A 13,948-nucleotide genomic window follows, 5' to 3' on the forward strand; every position below is an offset into this window, starting at 1 on the left:
TAGGCTGACCGAGTGACGGCCAACGGGGAACTGGCAGGAGAACCTGCGCCGGCGCACACGGACGAGACCCGCCGTGGCAAATTCTGGTGGCTGAAATGGGTCGGCGGCATTGCCCTGCTGGCATTGTTGATCGCCGAAGGCATCTATCTGTGGCCCCGGCTGCACGAATCATGGCAAAAACTCAGCGACATACATTGGGGCTGGGTCGCCGCGTGTATTTGGTTGCAGGCATTGTCGATGAGCGGATTCGGCCGCGTGCAGAAACAACTGCTGAACGCGGGCGGCGTCGAAGTGAGCCAGCGTAAATCCGTCGCGGTGGTCTACGGCGCCACCGCCATGTCCGTCACTTTGCCCGCGGGGCAGGTGTTTTCCACCGCCTTCACCTACCGGCAGACCCGCCGTTTCGGCGCCAGCCCGATCGTGGCGTCCTGGCAGCTGGTGTTCTCCGGCGTGGTGGCCGCGGTCGGACTAGCGCTGCTCGGGGTGAGCGGCACGTTCCTGTCCGGCGGCAGCATCGGGCCGTTCAAGCTGGTCCTGTCGGTCGCCGCGGTGATCGCCCTGGTGTGGGGCGGCAACTATGTCTCGAACAACCCCGGCTCGCTGGAGGCCCTGCTGCGCCGGGGACTGGGGCTGGGGAACCGGCTCCGCAGACGCCCCGCCGACCAGGGCGCGAGCAAGGTCGGCGACGTGCTGGCGCAATTGGAGTCGGTGCAGCTCGGCAAACGCGACGGGGCGCTGGTGACCCTGTGGGCGCTGCTGCACCGCTTCGCGGACGTGGCCTGCCTCGGCGCCGCCTGCTACGCCGTCGGAGCCGACCCGCGGCTGGCCGGATTGCTGCTCGCCTTCGCCATCGGTAAGGCCGTCGGCTCGATCCCGTTCGCCCCCGGCGGCATCGTCTATGTCGACGCGACCCTCATCTACGGCCTCACCGCGGCGGCCGGGCTGCCCGCGGCGCAGGCGGTGGCCGCCGCGTTCGTCTACCGGCTGGTGAGCTTCATCCTGGTGGCGATCGTCGGCTGGATCGTGTTCCTCTTCCTGTTCCGCACCCCGCAGGACGACGACGCCGAATACGAGAAGGAATTCTCTCAGCGCCGGTTCTGAGCGCGAACACGCAGTGCCGCAGGTGCTTCACATTCGGCGCGGCCGCGCCCACTACGCTGGCCCGCGTGAAGAAACTGGTGCCGTTGGTCGTCGATGCGCTGCTGGTGATCTTGTTCTGCGCGATCGGCAGGCGCAGTCACGACGAAGCGGTACTCGCCGGCCTGCTGCGCACGCTCTGGCCGTTCGCGATCGGCCTGGCCCTGGGCTGGCTGGTCGCGGTCGCCGCGGCGAGCAGGCTGTTCGGCGATGCCGGGCGGATCGCCCGCTTCGATGGAACGGCGCTGTGGCCCACCGGAATTCTGGTGTGGCTCGGCACGCTGGGCGGCGGCATGCTGCTGCGTGTGGTCAGCGGTCAGGGCACCGCGTTCAGCTTCGTGCTGGTCGCCGCTGTGGTGCTGGCGCTGTTCCTGCTCGGCTGGCGCGCGGCCATCAAAGCGTTGAACTGACCGCCTGTTTCAGGGCTCGGGGGCAGCCAGCGACTGGAGCATCCGCACCGCCATCCGCGCGGTCGCGTCGCCGCTGTCCACGTCGTTGATGTGCACCGCGAAGGCCAGGTCACCCATGTTCGCGATGAGCCAGCCGTCGCGTCCCGCGGTCGCCGCGAAGCCGGTGACGTCGCGGTACATCCGCAGGCTCGCGAACTCGGGGGCGTTGGTCGCGTCCCGCAGCATCGCGCGCAGCCGATCGGTGATCTCGGGCGCCAGCGGCGCGAGCTGGGCGTCGGTGGTGCTCGGCCGCGCGACCTCGATGAGCGGCGGCGGCACCGAGCCGCGCGCGATCGCCGCCGCGGCGATCGCCATGCCGAACGGGCTGGCCAGCACCGCGTCCGAGCCGCCGCCCTGCCGCACCTGCTCGCTGCGTCCCGCGACCGCGAGCCGCCCGGTCACCTCGTCGAGGCCGGGTACCTTGAAATCGACGCCGACCCCGAGAGCGGGCGCGAACTCGGCCGCCTCCGGCACCGGAACATCTTGCGGCGCCTTGCCTTTGGCGAGCGCGGCAACGGCGCGGAACAGCTCGATATTGCCGCCGACCGGGTACAGCCCGGTGAACGCCACCGGCCCGTGCTCGCTGGCCTGGGTGTTCTGCGCGACCGCGACCACCGCACCGCTGGAGGGCTGGATCGCGACGATCGAGGCGGGCGTCGGCGCGCTGACCACCGCGTCCTCGGCGGCGCGCTGCAAACGCTGGTCCATGGTGCCCGCGATATCCGGGCCGGGCGGGCCCTGCTCGCCGGCCAGCTGCGTGACGAACCGGCCGTCCTGCTCGAATACCTGCACGCCCCAGCCGGAATGCTGATCCTGGCTCTCCTGCTGCACCTTGCGCAGCGCGTCCAGCATGGGCGACCAGACGCGGCGGTCGGCGGAGATGAGCCGCTGCTGCTTTTCCATCACGACGCCGGGGATGGGCGCCATATCCGGCTGCAGCAGTTCGAAATCGGATTCCCGCAGGTTCACCGCGACCACCGGCTTACCCTGCGAGGTGGCCACCTGCTGCATCAGCGAGGGCCCGGTGATCAGCGGGGCGACCGGCTCGATCGCCTTGGCCAGCGCGTTGGTCGAGCCGACCGGGTCGGGCATCTTCGCCGGGTCGAGCTTGATCACGTTGATCGGCTGCTCGGTCATCAGCGGCTGGCCCGCGATGTCGTTGACCTTGGGCGCGGGGGTGGGCTGGGTGCGCACCAGGCGCACGGTGCGGTTGTGGTCGAGCTGGGGCATGACGATCGCCGGATCCCACGAGATGCGCCAGCCGATCGCGAGCTTGCGCACGTTGCCCTGCAGGCTGTAGTTCCAGTTTTTGCGGTCGCCGAAGTTCCAGTCGGCATCCATGCTGAAGATGGCCGATTCCGCGTCGAGCCCGATGAACTGGGTCTTCCGATAATCCACCTTGCCCGGCTGCAGGCCGGCAAACATTTGCTTCAGGGTTGCCGAAGCTGCGGTGGGATACGACGTGAGTTCCGAGGCGCGGGTGTAGTCCTGTTTGTCGAGCAGTTCGGTGAAACGCTCGACGACCGCCTCGGCCTCGTTCTTACCCTCGTGTATCCCGCACGATCCCATTGCGATCGCAAGCGCCGCCACCCCCGCGAGTGCCATAGCGCCCCGGACGCGGAAGCGGCGGGATCCCCACACATCCATGTCGCCCACTCTTCACTCTTGTCACTCCAGTAACAAGACCACCGTACCTGAAAAAGACCTGTCTGCGGTGCCTCCGCCGCAAGGACGTTACCCATGCTCAGCATCTCAATTGTGCCCGAAATCTCCCATCTCGGGGGTCCGATCATGATCGGTGTCCAGTGCTACGGCGACAACCGGCGCCGCTACCGTACCGGGCGCTCCCGCAAAGTCGTGCGCTTACTGACTTACTCGGCGTTTCGGATCAATGGGTACCCAGACGGGGTCCGGACGAACCGTAGAACAGTCGCCCGGACCACCGCCTGAACCAGCGGCGAACTCTGTTCGCACAGAGCGGAACCATTCGCGCGAATTGCGACGTAATCTTGTAATCAACGTAAGCAGCACTACACAGTAAGTAGGTGATTCCCCATGAGACAGCACCATCGGGGACGAGGCTTCGGCCGACCCGGCGGCTGGCAGCAGGCCGACCTCCCGGATCCCGCGGACGCACCGGATTGGTTCGCGGGCAGGTTGCCCGCCGACTGGTTCGCCGGCCCGCCCGTCATCGAGATCGACCGGGACGAGATCGTCGTCATCGGCGAACTGCCGATCCCGCAGCCGGAGAAGACCCCGATCGACGCACCCGCGGAAGGCGATACCGAAGCGCCGACCGAGGAAGTTCCGCGGGCGACCAAGGAGGGGGCCGTCTCCCGATTCCGCGAATCCACCCGCTCCGCCCGGATGCAGATCGCCGACGAAGCGCAGCGCCGCTACGGCCGCAGCGTGGCCTGGGGCGTATCGGTCGACGGGGAGCGCCTCCTGTTCACCCACCTGGCCGTGCCCGTGATGACGCGGTTGCGTCAGCCCGAGCGCAAGGTGCTGGACACGCTGGTCGACGCGGGCGTGGCGCGCTCGCGCGCCGACGCGCTGGCCTGGACGGTGAAACTGGCCGGGCAGCACGCGGAATCGTGGCTGGCGGAACTGCGCGACGCCATGCGCAAAGTGGATGATCTGCGCGCGGAGGGGCCGCAGGGTCTGTAAGGACTAGTGTTGCGGGCATGTCCGCACCTGGTCCGATCCTGGTCCTCAACGGCCCGAACCTGAACATGCTCGGCACCCGGCAGCCGGAGGTTTACGGGTCGGCGACGCTCGACGACGTCGTGGAACTCTGCAGGCAGACCGCCGAACGCTACGGCCGCGAGATCGCGGCGTTCCAGTCGAATTCCGAAGGCGCGCTGATCGACCGCATCCATCGCGCGCGTGGCGTCGAATCGGCCATCGTGATCAATCCCGGCGGACTCACCCACACCTCGGTGGCACTGCGGGACGCGCTGGTGATTCCGGAGGTGCCGATCGTCGAGGTGCACATCAGCAACGTGCACGCGCGGGAGGAATTCCGGCACCACTCCTATATCTCGCCGATCGCCACCGCGGTGGTCGCCGGAATGGGCATCCAGGGGTACGCGGCAGCCATCGAATTCCTGGTCCGCTCCGCCTGATCCGGCGATTCGGGCCCGTTGTCCCGTCGAGCCGGGGTCAGGCGATCTGGAAAACCGGAAAGCCCGGGGCGATGGCGGCGAGTTCGTCGTCGGTGGCGTCCTTGGTGACGCCCTCGAAGAACTTGCCCACCTCCCAGCCCCACTTCTGCAGGTAGAGCCGCAGCAGCGGCACCTTGTCCGCGTCGGCCATTTCGGTCGCGGTGAATGCCTCGACCCTGCGGCCGAGCCGCAATTCACCGCCGCCCGCGACGCGCAGGTTGCGCACCCACTGGGTGTGGCCGCGCGGGGCGACCAGGAATCGCACGCCGTCCTCGCGCACCAGCAGATTCACCATCGTGGTCCGCCACTCCCCGCTCTTGCGCCCACGCACCGCGAGCAGCCGCGAACCCATCACACTGATGCCGAGCCGGGGCAGCCAGTTCGCGATCCGGTTCATGATCGGATCCAGGCCGGACGGGCCGATGTATCGGGTGCCGAGGTCCATTTCTTCACTCCTTATGTGAGCACTGCTCTCTGTTGCGATCAGTGTTCCACGGGGCGATTCGGAAAACAAGAGCACTGCTCTCTATTTCCCTATCCGCAGGTAGACCCCGATATCTACAGATGCACGCCGGTCGACAGCCCCTGTGGATAACCCCGTGGTCGTCGGCACCGGACAATGTGGGGATGACACGGGAAGCCCCGCGCCGGGTGGTGCTCGCGCCGGACAAGTTCAAGGGGTCGCTGTCCGCGCCTCGGGTGGCGGCGGCGCTGGCCGACGGCATCGGACGGGTGGCACCGGAGGTGGCGGTCGAGCGGGTACCGGTCGCCGACGGGGGCGACGGCACGGTGGACGCCTTCGTGACGGCGGGATGGCAGCGGGTGGCGCTGCGCGCGCCCGGCCCGACCGGCATCGTGACCGAAACGTCGTACGCGGTGCAGGGCACGACCGCCGTCATCGAACTGGCCGCCGTGGTCGGATTGGTGAAACTTCCAGGGGGACAACCCGATCCACTCGGCGCGAGTACCTATGGGCTAGGCGTTGTACTCGCGCACGCGCTGGACCACGGCGTCACCGATATCGTGCTCGGACTCGGCGGCAGCGCCTCGACCGACGGCGGCGCGGGCATGGTGCAGGCGCTGGGCGGACGCATCCTGAGCGCCGAGGGCCGCGAATTATCGCCCGGCGGAGCGGCTTTGGCACAGGCGGCGCGATTCGACCGGTCGCGTCTGCATCCCGGCCTCGGTTCCGTCACCGTTACGGTCGCCTCCGATGTGGACAATCCCCTGCTCGGACCCGCAGGAGCGGTCGCGGTCTATGCGCCGCAGAAGGGCGCGGGCGCAACGGATCTCGACATACTCGAGACAGCGCTCGCCAACTGGGCACGGCTCGCGGGACCGGAGTTCGCGGACTGCCCCGGTGCGGGCGCCGCGGGCGGGACCGGGTTCGGGGCGCTGGCCGTGCTCGGCGCACGGGTGCGCAGCGGCATCGAGGTGATCCTCGAATTGCTCGATTTCCGAACACTTCTCGAGGCAGCGGCGCTGGTCGTCACGGGCGAGGGCGCCCTGGACCGGCAGAGTCTGCACGGCAAAGCGCCGATCGGGGTCTGCGCGGTCGCGAATTCGCTGCACGTCCCCGCTGTCGCGGCCGTCGGCCGAACGTCGCTCACCGCGCCAGAGATTCGAGCGGCGGGCTTCGCCGACTGCTACGCGCTCAGCGATCTCGAACCGGATCCGGAACGCTCGATCGCCACAGCCGCGGCGCTACTGGAGCAGGTCGGCATGCAGATCGCCCGCCGCCACCTCTGAGCTGTGCGCCGCTTCGCGACCATCGATCACAGCCACGCCACATCGCGACTGCGCGGGGCCACGCGCAGGCCCGCCCTAACTCGCCGAAGCCAGCAGATTGCCGAGCAGCTCGGTGCGGTGCTTGTCGCCCCACTCTTCGAGCGGACGCAAGGCGATGGCGAGTTCCTGGCCGAGCGGAGTGAGCGAATATTCGACGCGGGGCGGGACCTCGGGATAGACCTCGCGGTGCACGACACCGGAGGCTTCGAGCTGGCGCAGATTCTCCGCGAGCACCTTCTCGCTGACGCCGGTGAGCAGGCGGCGGATCTCGCCGAAGCGCTGCGGGCTGGCGCCGAGCGCCCACATCAGGTGCAGTTTCCACTTGCCGCCCACGACGTCGATCGCCACGGACATGCCGCACACATCGTGATCCGCGTCACTACCCATGTTCCCCGCACTCCTTCTGACCTCGTTTCGAACCTCGAGGTAAGCAACCACACCTGAACGTGCGGTCTTCCCGACTCTACCTGCGACAACGACTATGGATCTCGGCGCCGAACCATCCGAATCGAGAACCGAAGGGACACACAATGTCCGAGCAGAACACCCCCCGTTCCGTTTCCGTCGTGGGCCTCGGGCCGATGGGCCAGTCCATGGTCCGGGCCCTGCTCGACGCCGGCGTCGAGGTGACGGTGTGGAATCGCAGCACCGACAAGGTCGACGCGATGGTCGAACTCGGCGCCAAGCGGGCCGATACGGTCGCGGCGGCGCTGGCGGCCAACGAGGTGACCGTGCTGAGCCTCACCCACTACGCCGCGATGTACAGCGTGCTCGAGCAGGCGACAGCTCAGCTGGCCGGCAAGGTGATCGTCAACCTGTCCTCGGACTCCCCGGAGAAGGCGCGCAAGGGCGCCGAGTGGGTCCGCTCGCACGGTGCCGAATTCCTGGCCGGCGGGGTGATGTCGGCGGGTGACAACATCGCCCACCCGGCGTCGTACATCTTCTACAGCGGTCCCCGCGAAGTCTTCGACGCGCACGCCGAACTGCTGCGCCCGTTGAGCCCGCAGGAGTACCTCGGCCCGGACGACGGTCTGTCGCAGGTCTTCTACCAGGCGTTGCTGACCATCTTCCACCCGTGGCTGCTCGCCTTCGACCAGGCGACCGCGATGATCGAGCGGTCCGGCAACAGCATCGCGCAGTTCATCCCGTTCGCCGTGCGTTCCGCGGCCGCGTACCCCTACTTCATGGAGGAGTTCTCGGTCGCCAACCAGAACGGCGGCTGGGCCACGCTGGCGAGCCTGAAGATGATGGACGCGGGCGCGCAGCACATCATCGATGCCAGCGAAGAGGTCGGCGTCGACGCGACGTTCTCGCACACCGCACAGGCCTACTGGCGCAAGGCCGTTGCGGCCAGCGAGGAGAAGGGTGCGGCCGTCTCCACCTACGCCCTGATGCGTGGCGCCGACGCGTGAGCCGACCGGGACCGATGACCGCCGCCCACCGGGCGGCGGTCATCCCCGACTGCGCCACGAAAGTGCCCCGCGCTCAGGCCGTTTCGGTGCCCAGGCGGGGAAAGGGATTGGTGGAGAAGACGATTTCCACCGCCACCTCGAAATAGGCCGCGATCCGCAGGGCGAGATGCAGGCTGGGGCTGTACTCGCCGCGTTCCAGGTAACCGATCGTCTGGTAGTGCACGCCGAGCGCCTCCGCCAACTCACGCCGCGAGATGCCACGCTCGGCGCGCAGCATCGCGATGCGGTTGTAGATGACCTCAGTAGGCACGCTGTATCGCTTTCTCGCGGCGCTCGGCCACGCTCGAACCGGATTCCCGCCGGGCCATCCGGCGTAGCACGAACGGTGCGACCACCAAGCCGACCACGGCCCAGACACCGAGCACGGCAACGGTTTCCAGGTGCCGCCAGGACTGCCCGAGCTCGATCGCGACCGCCTCGCCGGGCAACATCGCCGAACGCATCCCCAGCCCGAGCCAGTACACCGGGAACGCCTGTGCGAGCCCCTGCACCCAGCCCGGCAGCGACGTGATCGGGTAGAAGATGCCGGACACCGCGATCACTCCCATGACCGGAAAGGTCATCAACGAGAAGTTGCGCGGGTTGTCGAACATGGACCCGAAGATCGCGCCGATCGGCAGGGTGGCGAGCAGCCCGAGCACCATCACCCCGATCAGCGTCAGCCACGCCCCGACGGTGTTCAGCGCCAAGCCGTCGACCAGGAACATCCCGGGGATCAGGACGAGGGCACCAGGAATGACAACCCAACCGGACACCTGGACGATTTTGCCCAGCAGGTAGCCGACCATGCCATTGGGGGTCGCCTTGGCGCGCAACAACGTGCCGTCCTCGCGATCCATGGCCAGTTGCTGACCCATCCCGATCATCCCGTTGATCGCGACCAGCATGCCGATCACGCTGGGCAGCGCGAGCGAGCCGAGCAGCAGTCCGCTCGACTCGAACGACGCGTTGCGCATGAAGAACAGCACGACCAGCATCGCCACCGGCCAGAACAGCAGCCCGAACAGGTCCTGCCCGTTGGTGAGCCCTTGGCGCAGTTCGATCCGGCCACGGATCAAGCCCTGCCGGACCGCGGGCAGCAGCGGGTTCATCGTCCTACCTCCTCGAGGGTGTGCACGTCGGACTCGAGTTCGCCGGCTTCGTACCGGCGCACCAGCGTCATGTACGTCTCCTCCAGCGAGGCGCGCCGGACCTCCAGATCGCCGATCGCGCTGCCGTACTGCTGGAAGAGTTCGTGCACGAACTCGGTCGATTCGGCGGTCGAGTGCACGAACCGCTGCCCGTCGTTGGTCCAGCTGATCTCGGCCTGGCCGGAGACCCGTCGCGACAGTTCGTCGGCCGAGCCGTCGGCGATGATCCGCCCGCCGGCCAGGATCATGATCCGGTCGGCGAGTTTCTCGGCCTCATCGAGGTCGTGTGTGGTGAGCAGGATGGTGGTCTGCTGGTCGTCGGCGAGCCGGTGCACCAGGTCGTGGAATTCGCGCCTGGCCTCCGGATCGAAACCGGCGGTGGGCTCGTCCAGGAACAGCACCTCGGGCCGCCCGACGATGCCGATCGCCACGTCCATCCGGCGCCGCTGGCCACCGGACAGATCGCGCAGCCGATGGTTCGCTCGATGCGTGAGACCGACGGCTTCGATGAGTTCGTCGGTGTCCCACGGCCTTCGGATGCGGTCCGTGCCATAGGGCGCGTAAAAGGAGCCTTGATAGTCGAGCAGTTCACGCACGCGCCACTTGCCGTGATCGCGCCACGACTGCAGGACGACGCCGACGCGGGCGCGCCACGTCTCGTCGCCGTGCGCCGGATCGACGCCGAGGATCTCGACCCGGCCCGCCGACCGCATCCGGAAGCCCTCGAGGATCTCGATCGTGGTGGTCTTGCCCGCACCGTTCGGGCCGAGCAGCACGAGCACTTCGCCGTGCCGGGCCCGAAAGGTCACGTCGTGCAGCACGTCGGTCGAGCCGTAACGCATCCGCAGCTTTTCGACGTCGAGGACGACGTCCTGACCCACTGTCATAATTCCCTCCCGATGGTGGGCATCCCTCGATTCGTAGCATAACTACTACATTCCGCCGCGACAATGCGTAGCAATGATCGATCCCGGTTGACACGCAGCCGAGCGGCTGCATATTCTGCAACAGGCAGCCGAAAGGGTGCATATTCCCGGTAAGGTGGGGCATGGACGAGGTATTCCGAGCACTGGCCGATCCGCACCGCAGACGACTGCTGGACAGTCTCAACACGCGCAACGGGCAGACCCTGCGCGACCTGTGCGCGGGGCTGGCGATGGCGCGACAGTCGGTCAGCAAACATCTCGCAGTGCTCGAGGCGGCGAACTTGATCACCACCCGGCGCAGCGGCCGCGAAAAACTGCACTACCTCAATGCCGAGCCGATCAATGCCATCACCGAGCGCTGGATCAACCGGTACGACCGCTCGCGAGTGCGCGCACTCGCCGACCTGAAGCAAGCACTGGAGGCAAATCCCATGAGCGACAACACTTTCGTCTACACCACCTACATCAGGACCACCGCGCAGCAGCTGTGGCGGGCGCTGACCGATTCGGCGTTCACCAGTCGCTACTGGGGCGCGACGTTCGACACCGACTGGCAGCCGGGCTCGGAAATGGTGTGGCACCAACGCGATTGGAGCAGCAAGGACCCTGAGCAGGTGGTGCTCGAGGCCGACCCGTACACCAGGCTGTCCTACACCTGGCACAGCTTCGACGCCGAGTTCGCCGCGACCTTCGAAATGAACCCCGACGAGGTCGCCGCCTGGGGCCGCGAACCGCGCTCCAAGGTCACCTTCGAGATCGAACCGGCGGGCGAGGTGGTCAAACTGACCGTCGTGCACGACGGCTTCGCGCCGGGCAGCGCGGTGCTGGAGGGCATCAGCGGCGGCTGGCCCGCGATCCTGTCCGGGCTCAAGACCCTGCTGGAGACCGGCGAGCGGCTGCCCGATCCGGAGCCGGCGCAGTCCTGACGGCACCACAGACAGGGCAGCGGCCGTTGTATATTCGGACTCCGGCGGCGCGGCCGCACCCGCCGGGGACGGCTCGGTCCGAGGAATATGCGGCCGAGGTGACGGACGCCGGTCAGCACCGAGCGAGTTCGAAGGCCAGAGGTTTGCGGTGGCTGTACACAGTGACGAGTTCTTCCGGATCATCGACGCGCTCGTCGACGTGCGCAGCAGCGCGGGCGAGAAATACACCTCCTACAAGGTGCGCGGGAAACTGTTCGGCTACTACTGGCCGCGCACCCAGACCGTCGGCCTGAAGCAGACGTTGTCGGAGCAGCAGGCCCTGGTCTCCGAGCGGCCGAAGGTGTTCGAAGAGCAGTTCACCGCAGGCGGTTTCGGCTGGGTCGTCGTGTATCTGGACGGCATCGAGGCCGACGAACTGGCCGAACTCGTCTTCGAGGCCTGGCGCCTGTCCGCCCCCGATGCGCTGCTCGCCGAGGTCCCCGAGTGGAGTCCGGCACCGCCCCGGCAATCGCGGTAGCCGCGCCGGGCGCGGGAACCGCCGCACGCGGCAGGATGGATCGCATGAGCAGTGCGATCGAACGAGCGCCCGGGCGCCGGACCATGCAACAGCGCCGCGAGGCCACGGTCGCGAAGTTGATCGACGCGACCATCGCGGCGATCTGCGAGGTCGGGATCGATCGGGCCTCGGTGCGCGAGATCTGCAGTCGCGCCGGACTGTCCAGCGGCGCGATGTTCAAGCAGTTCGACGGCCGTCCGGAACTGATCGCGGCGGCCTCGGAGGAGATCCTGGCCCGTCTACTGCGTCAGTTCCATGCGGTGGTCGACCATTTGACGCAGGGCGAGAGTTCGCTCGAGGCGACGGTGGGCTTCCTGCGCTCGGCGATGAGCACGCCGCTCACCCACGCCCTGCGCCAGATATATATCGCCACCCTGCACGATCCGGAGTTGCAGGCCCGGATCGCGCCCGCGGTGAGCAGCTATTACAGCGAGCTCACCACGCACGCCGAGCAGACGGACGCGTTGGCACAGTTCCCCGAGCACGTCCGCGAGCCGCTCACGTTCATCGTGGTGCACCTGTTCTCGGGCGAGGCCCTCACCCGCGTCGCGTACCCGCGCCCAGATATCCAGGACCGCATCCTCGAGGTCACCCTCGACATGCTTGCCACCTACGCCGCCGAGTTGCAGAAGCGCTGAAAACCAGATCTACCAGCAGGTTCGATCGATCCGTTGACCTTTTCCGAAGAGTGAGTGTACAGTCACTCACATGAGCAAGCGAGGTGTCACCCTCTCCACATCGGAGGTCCGCCGCGACGCCGTCGTGGACGCCGCCATCAGCGAGTTCGCCAAGACCGGCTACCACGGCACGCCGATCAACAACGTGGCTGCGCGGGCGGAAATCTCGCCCGCGTACGTCTTCAAGTTGTTTCCCGGCAAGGTCGCCCTGTTCGTGGCCGCGCTCGACCGCTGCTACGAACTGGTCGAGCAGGCCATGTCGGCGGGCGCGGCCCGCGCCGCCGGTGCGAGCCCGGACCAGATCCTGCACGAAATGGGCGGCGCCTACGCCGAACTCATCGCGGACAAGCGGCTGCTGATGCTGCAGGTGCACGCCCGTTCGGCGAACGACATCCCGGAGGTCGCCGACGCGATGCGCCGCGGCACCCGGCAGATCACCACCTTCGCCAAGCAGCGCTCGGGCGCCGGGGACGACCAGGTCCAGCGCTTCATCGCCTACGGCGAGCTCTGCCACATGATCACCACCCTGGGTCTGGACGCCGGCGACGGCCCCTGGGCCGCCATCCTGACCGCGGGCATCCGACACCCCAACGCCCATTAGTCCGACCGCGCCCCGACCGGCGCATTTTCTTTTACCTTCAGAGTGATTGACCAGTCACACACCAGGAGAGCATCATGACCACCACCGCCCTCGAAATCGTGCTGCCGGACCGCGTCGAGCCGAACGGACTGCGGGTCACGACGCGCGAGCTGCCCGCCCCCGGACCGGGCCAGGTGCTCGTCCAGGTGGAAGCCTCCGGCGTTTCCTTCGCCGAGCAGCAGATGCGCCGCGGCAAGTACTACGACCAGCCCGCCTTTCCCTTCGTGCCCGGCTACGACCTGGTCGGCACGGTGACCGAACTCGGCGCCGGCGTCGATCCCGCGCTGCTCGGTCGTCGCGTCGCCGCGCTGACCAAGGTCGGCGGCTGGAGCAGCATGGTCCTGCTCGAAGCCGCGGAACTCGTGCGGGTACCCGGCGCGCTCGATCCGGCCGAAGCGGAAACCTTTGTGGTGAACGGGATCACGGCATGGCAGATGCTGCACCGCACCGCCGCGGTGCGCTGCGGCCAGACCATCCTGGTGCACGGGGCGAACGGCGGGGTCGGCTCGACCCTGGTCCAGTTGGCTCGCGCCGCCGGAATCACCGTCATCGGCACCGCGTCGGCCCGTAACGCGGCGGCGGTGCAAGCGCTCGGCGCGACCTGGATCGACTACCGCGGCGATGTGGCGCAACAGGTTCGGGCGCTCGCCCCGAACGGCGTGGACGCGGTCTTCGACCATGTCGGCGGGCCGGGCATCGTCGACTCGTTCCGGCTGCTCGCCCCCGGCGGCACCCTGGTCTCCTATGGCACCGCGGCGACCAAGAACGACGAGGGCAACTCGCGGCTACCCGTGCTGCGACTGTTCGCCCGGCTGCTCTGGTGGAACGCGTTGCCCAACAAGCGCAACGCGCACTTCTACAACATCTGGGCGGGCAAACGTAACGCCGCGCGGTTCCGCAACCGGCTCACCGAGGACCTCGGCGCGGTCTTCGAACTCGCCGTCCAGGGCACACTGCGCGCGCAGGTCGCCGCCCGTTTCCCGCTCACCGAGGCGGCCCGCGCCATGGAGCTCGCCGAATCCGGCACCGTCACCGGCAAAGTCGTGCTCGTCCCCGACGTGCAGCGCTGAAAGCGCGCCCAGG

At 67.9% G+C, this 13,948-nt stretch carries 17 protein-coding genes; 11 read left to right on the forward strand and 6 right to left on the reverse strand.

Annotation, left to right across the window (positions count from 1 at the left end; genetic code table 11):
* Window positions 1-12 precede the first annotated feature (12 nt).
* Together NBRGI_RS31185 and NBRGI_RS31190 are read left to right on the forward strand one after the other, a co-directional pair.
* Window positions 13-1,101 (forward strand): lysylphosphatidylglycerol synthase transmembrane domain-containing protein, encoded by a 1,089-nt coding sequence (locus NBRGI_RS31185; protein WP_029900767.1) that lies wholly within the window; start codon window positions 13-15, stop codon window positions 1,099-1,101.
* A gap of 65 nt (window positions 1,102-1,166) precedes the next feature.
* On the forward strand, window positions 1,167-1,547 hold the full coding sequence (locus NBRGI_RS31190) for a DUF3054 domain-containing protein (protein WP_029900768.1): 381 nt from the start codon (window positions 1,167-1,169) through the stop codon (window positions 1,545-1,547).
* Between the two features lie 9 nt (window positions 1,548-1,556).
* Here the strand turns inward: NBRGI_RS31190 and NBRGI_RS31195 are convergent, their stop codons facing one another.
* Complete coding sequence (locus tag NBRGI_RS31195) at window positions 1,557-3,233, reverse strand: NTF2-like N-terminal transpeptidase domain-containing protein (RefSeq protein ID WP_235211158.1); 1,677 nt, start codon at window positions 3,231-3,233, stop codon at window positions 1,557-1,559.
* A gap of 408 nt (window positions 3,234-3,641) precedes the next feature.
* Here NBRGI_RS31195 and NBRGI_RS31200 point away from each other — a divergent pair, with 408 nt between their 5' ends.
* Both NBRGI_RS31200 and aroQ read left to right on the forward strand, forming a co-directional pair.
* Window positions 3,642-4,253 carry a hypothetical protein gene (locus tag NBRGI_RS31200; RefSeq protein ID WP_029900770.1) on the forward strand — a complete coding sequence of 204 codons (612 nt, stop codon included), beginning with the start codon at window positions 3,642-3,644 and terminating at the stop codon, window positions 4,251-4,253.
* 17 nt (window positions 4,254-4,270) lie between these two features.
* Window positions 4,271-4,711 carry a type II 3-dehydroquinate dehydratase gene (gene aroQ / locus NBRGI_RS31205; protein WP_014988972.1) on the forward strand — a complete coding sequence of 147 codons (441 nt, stop codon included), beginning with the start codon at window positions 4,271-4,273 and terminating at the stop codon, window positions 4,709-4,711.
* A 37-nt stretch (window positions 4,712-4,748) separates the two neighbouring features.
* Here aroQ and NBRGI_RS31210 read toward each other — a convergent pair whose 3' ends face one another.
* A complete protein-coding gene (locus tag NBRGI_RS31210; protein ID WP_029900771.1) occupies window positions 4,749-5,195 on the reverse strand; it encodes a nitroreductase/quinone reductase family protein in 447 nt (148 codons plus the stop codon).
* A 182-nt stretch (window positions 5,196-5,377) separates the two neighbouring features.
* Between NBRGI_RS31210 and NBRGI_RS31215 the strand changes: the two genes are divergently transcribed.
* Window positions 5,378-6,499, forward strand: a complete 1,122-nt coding sequence (locus tag NBRGI_RS31215) for a glycerate kinase (protein ID WP_029900772.1) — start codon at window positions 5,378-5,380, stop codon at window positions 6,497-6,499.
* Between the two features lie 75 nt (window positions 6,500-6,574).
* Here NBRGI_RS31215 and NBRGI_RS31220 read toward each other — a convergent pair whose 3' ends face one another.
* On the reverse strand, window positions 6,575-6,925 hold the full coding sequence (locus NBRGI_RS31220) for a winged helix-turn-helix transcriptional regulator (RefSeq protein ID WP_029900773.1): 351 nt from the start codon (window positions 6,923-6,925) through the stop codon (window positions 6,575-6,577).
* Window positions 6,926-7,068: 143 nt separating this feature from the next.
* Between NBRGI_RS31220 and NBRGI_RS31225 the strand changes: the two genes are divergently transcribed.
* Window positions 7,069-7,950: an NAD(P)-dependent oxidoreductase gene (locus NBRGI_RS31225; protein ID WP_029900774.1), complete on the forward strand. Its 882-nt coding sequence runs from the start codon at window positions 7,069-7,071 to the stop codon at window positions 7,948-7,950.
* 73 nt (window positions 7,951-8,023) lie between these two features.
* On the opposite strand, the gene NBRGI_RS31230 is transcribed toward NBRGI_RS31225, so the two are convergent.
* From NBRGI_RS31230 to NBRGI_RS31240, 3 genes are read right to left on the reverse strand one after another with little or no spacing between them, the layout of a single operon-like run.
* Window positions 8,024-8,260, reverse strand: a complete 237-nt coding sequence (locus NBRGI_RS31230; RefSeq protein ID WP_029900775.1) for a helix-turn-helix transcriptional regulator — start codon at window positions 8,258-8,260, stop codon at window positions 8,024-8,026.
* Complete coding sequence (locus NBRGI_RS31235; RefSeq protein WP_029900776.1) at window positions 8,250-9,101, reverse strand: ABC transporter permease; 852 nt, start codon at window positions 9,099-9,101, stop codon at window positions 8,250-8,252. Before NBRGI_RS31235 ends, NBRGI_RS31230 begins: the two co-directional genes overlap by 11 nt.
* Window positions 9,098-10,027 carry an ABC transporter ATP-binding protein gene (locus tag NBRGI_RS31240; protein WP_029900777.1) on the reverse strand — a complete coding sequence of 310 codons (930 nt, stop codon included), beginning with the start codon at window positions 10,025-10,027 and terminating at the stop codon, window positions 9,098-9,100. Before NBRGI_RS31240 ends, NBRGI_RS31235 begins: the two co-directional genes overlap by 4 nt.
* Window positions 10,028-10,188: 161 nt before the next feature.
* On the opposite strand from NBRGI_RS31240, the gene NBRGI_RS31245 reads away from it, so the two are divergent.
* From NBRGI_RS31245 to NBRGI_RS31265, 5 genes are all read left to right on the forward strand, one after another.
* Entirely contained in the window at window positions 10,189-10,992 is an 804-nt protein-coding gene (locus NBRGI_RS31245) for an ArsR/SmtB family transcription factor (RefSeq protein WP_029900778.1), read from the forward strand.
* A gap of 148 nt (window positions 10,993-11,140) precedes the next feature.
* The gene (locus tag NBRGI_RS31250; RefSeq protein ID WP_036561641.1) at window positions 11,141-11,509 is read left to right on the forward strand and encodes an MmcQ/YjbR family DNA-binding protein; all 369 of its coding nucleotides are present in this window, start codon (window positions 11,141-11,143) and stop codon (window positions 11,507-11,509) included.
* A 44-nt stretch (window positions 11,510-11,553) separates the two neighbouring features.
* Window positions 11,554-12,186, forward strand: a complete 633-nt coding sequence (locus NBRGI_RS31255) for a TetR/AcrR family transcriptional regulator (RefSeq protein WP_081878317.1) — start codon at window positions 11,554-11,556, stop codon at window positions 12,184-12,186.
* A gap of 70 nt (window positions 12,187-12,256) precedes the next feature.
* Window positions 12,257-12,826: a TetR/AcrR family transcriptional regulator gene (locus NBRGI_RS31260; RefSeq protein WP_029900781.1), complete on the forward strand. Its 570-nt coding sequence runs from the start codon at window positions 12,257-12,259 to the stop codon at window positions 12,824-12,826.
* Window positions 12,827-12,900: 74 nt separating this feature from the next.
* Window positions 12,901-13,935 carry a medium chain dehydrogenase/reductase family protein gene (locus NBRGI_RS31265; protein ID WP_029900782.1) on the forward strand — a complete coding sequence of 345 codons (1,035 nt, stop codon included), beginning with the start codon at window positions 12,901-12,903 and terminating at the stop codon, window positions 13,933-13,935.
* Window positions 13,936-13,948: the final 13 nt, after the last annotated feature.

The sequence above is a fragment of the Nocardia brasiliensis IFM 10847 genome, assembly GCF_000710915.1.
Lineage (GTDB): Bacteria > Actinomycetota > Actinomycetes > Mycobacteriales > Mycobacteriaceae > Nocardia > Nocardia brasiliensis_A.

Coding starts and splice junctions, on each gene's coding strand:
- NBRGI_RS31195 (WP_235211158.1), bottom strand. CDS start 3,233: ATGGATGTGTGGGGATCCCGCCGCTTCCGCGTCCGGGGCGCTATGGCA.
- NBRGI_RS31200 (WP_029900770.1), top strand. CDS start 3,642: ATGAGACAGCACCATCGGGGACGAGGCTTCGGCCGACCCGGCGGCTGG.
- aroQ (WP_014988972.1), top strand. CDS start 4,271: ATGTCCGCACCTGGTCCGATCCTGGTCCTCAACGGCCCGAACCTGAAC.
- NBRGI_RS31210 (WP_029900771.1), bottom strand. CDS start 5,195: ATGGACCTCGGCACCCGATACATCGGCCCGTCCGGCCTGGATCCGATC.
- NBRGI_RS31215 (WP_029900772.1), top strand. CDS start 5,378: ATGACACGGGAAGCCCCGCGCCGGGTGGTGCTCGCGCCGGACAAGTTC.
- NBRGI_RS31220 (WP_029900773.1), bottom strand. CDS start 6,925: ATGGGTAGTGACGCGGATCACGATGTGTGCGGCATGTCCGTGGCGATC.
- NBRGI_RS31225 (WP_029900774.1), top strand. CDS start 7,069: ATGTCCGAGCAGAACACCCCCCGTTCCGTTTCCGTCGTGGGCCTCGGG.
- NBRGI_RS31235 (WP_029900776.1), bottom strand. CDS start 9,101: ATGAACCCGCTGCTGCCCGCGGTCCGGCAGGGCTTGATCCGTGGCCGG.
- NBRGI_RS31240 (WP_029900777.1), bottom strand. CDS start 10,027: ATGACAGTGGGTCAGGACGTCGTCCTCGACGTCGAAAAGCTGCGGATG.
- NBRGI_RS31245 (WP_029900778.1), top strand. CDS start 10,189: ATGGACGAGGTATTCCGAGCACTGGCCGATCCGCACCGCAGACGACTG.
- NBRGI_RS31255 (WP_081878317.1), top strand. CDS start 11,554: ATGAGCAGTGCGATCGAACGAGCGCCCGGGCGCCGGACCATGCAACAG.
- NBRGI_RS31260 (WP_029900781.1), top strand. CDS start 12,257: ATGAGCAAGCGAGGTGTCACCCTCTCCACATCGGAGGTCCGCCGCGAC.
- NBRGI_RS31265 (WP_029900782.1), top strand. CDS start 12,901: ATGACCACCACCGCCCTCGAAATCGTGCTGCCGGACCGCGTCGAGCCG.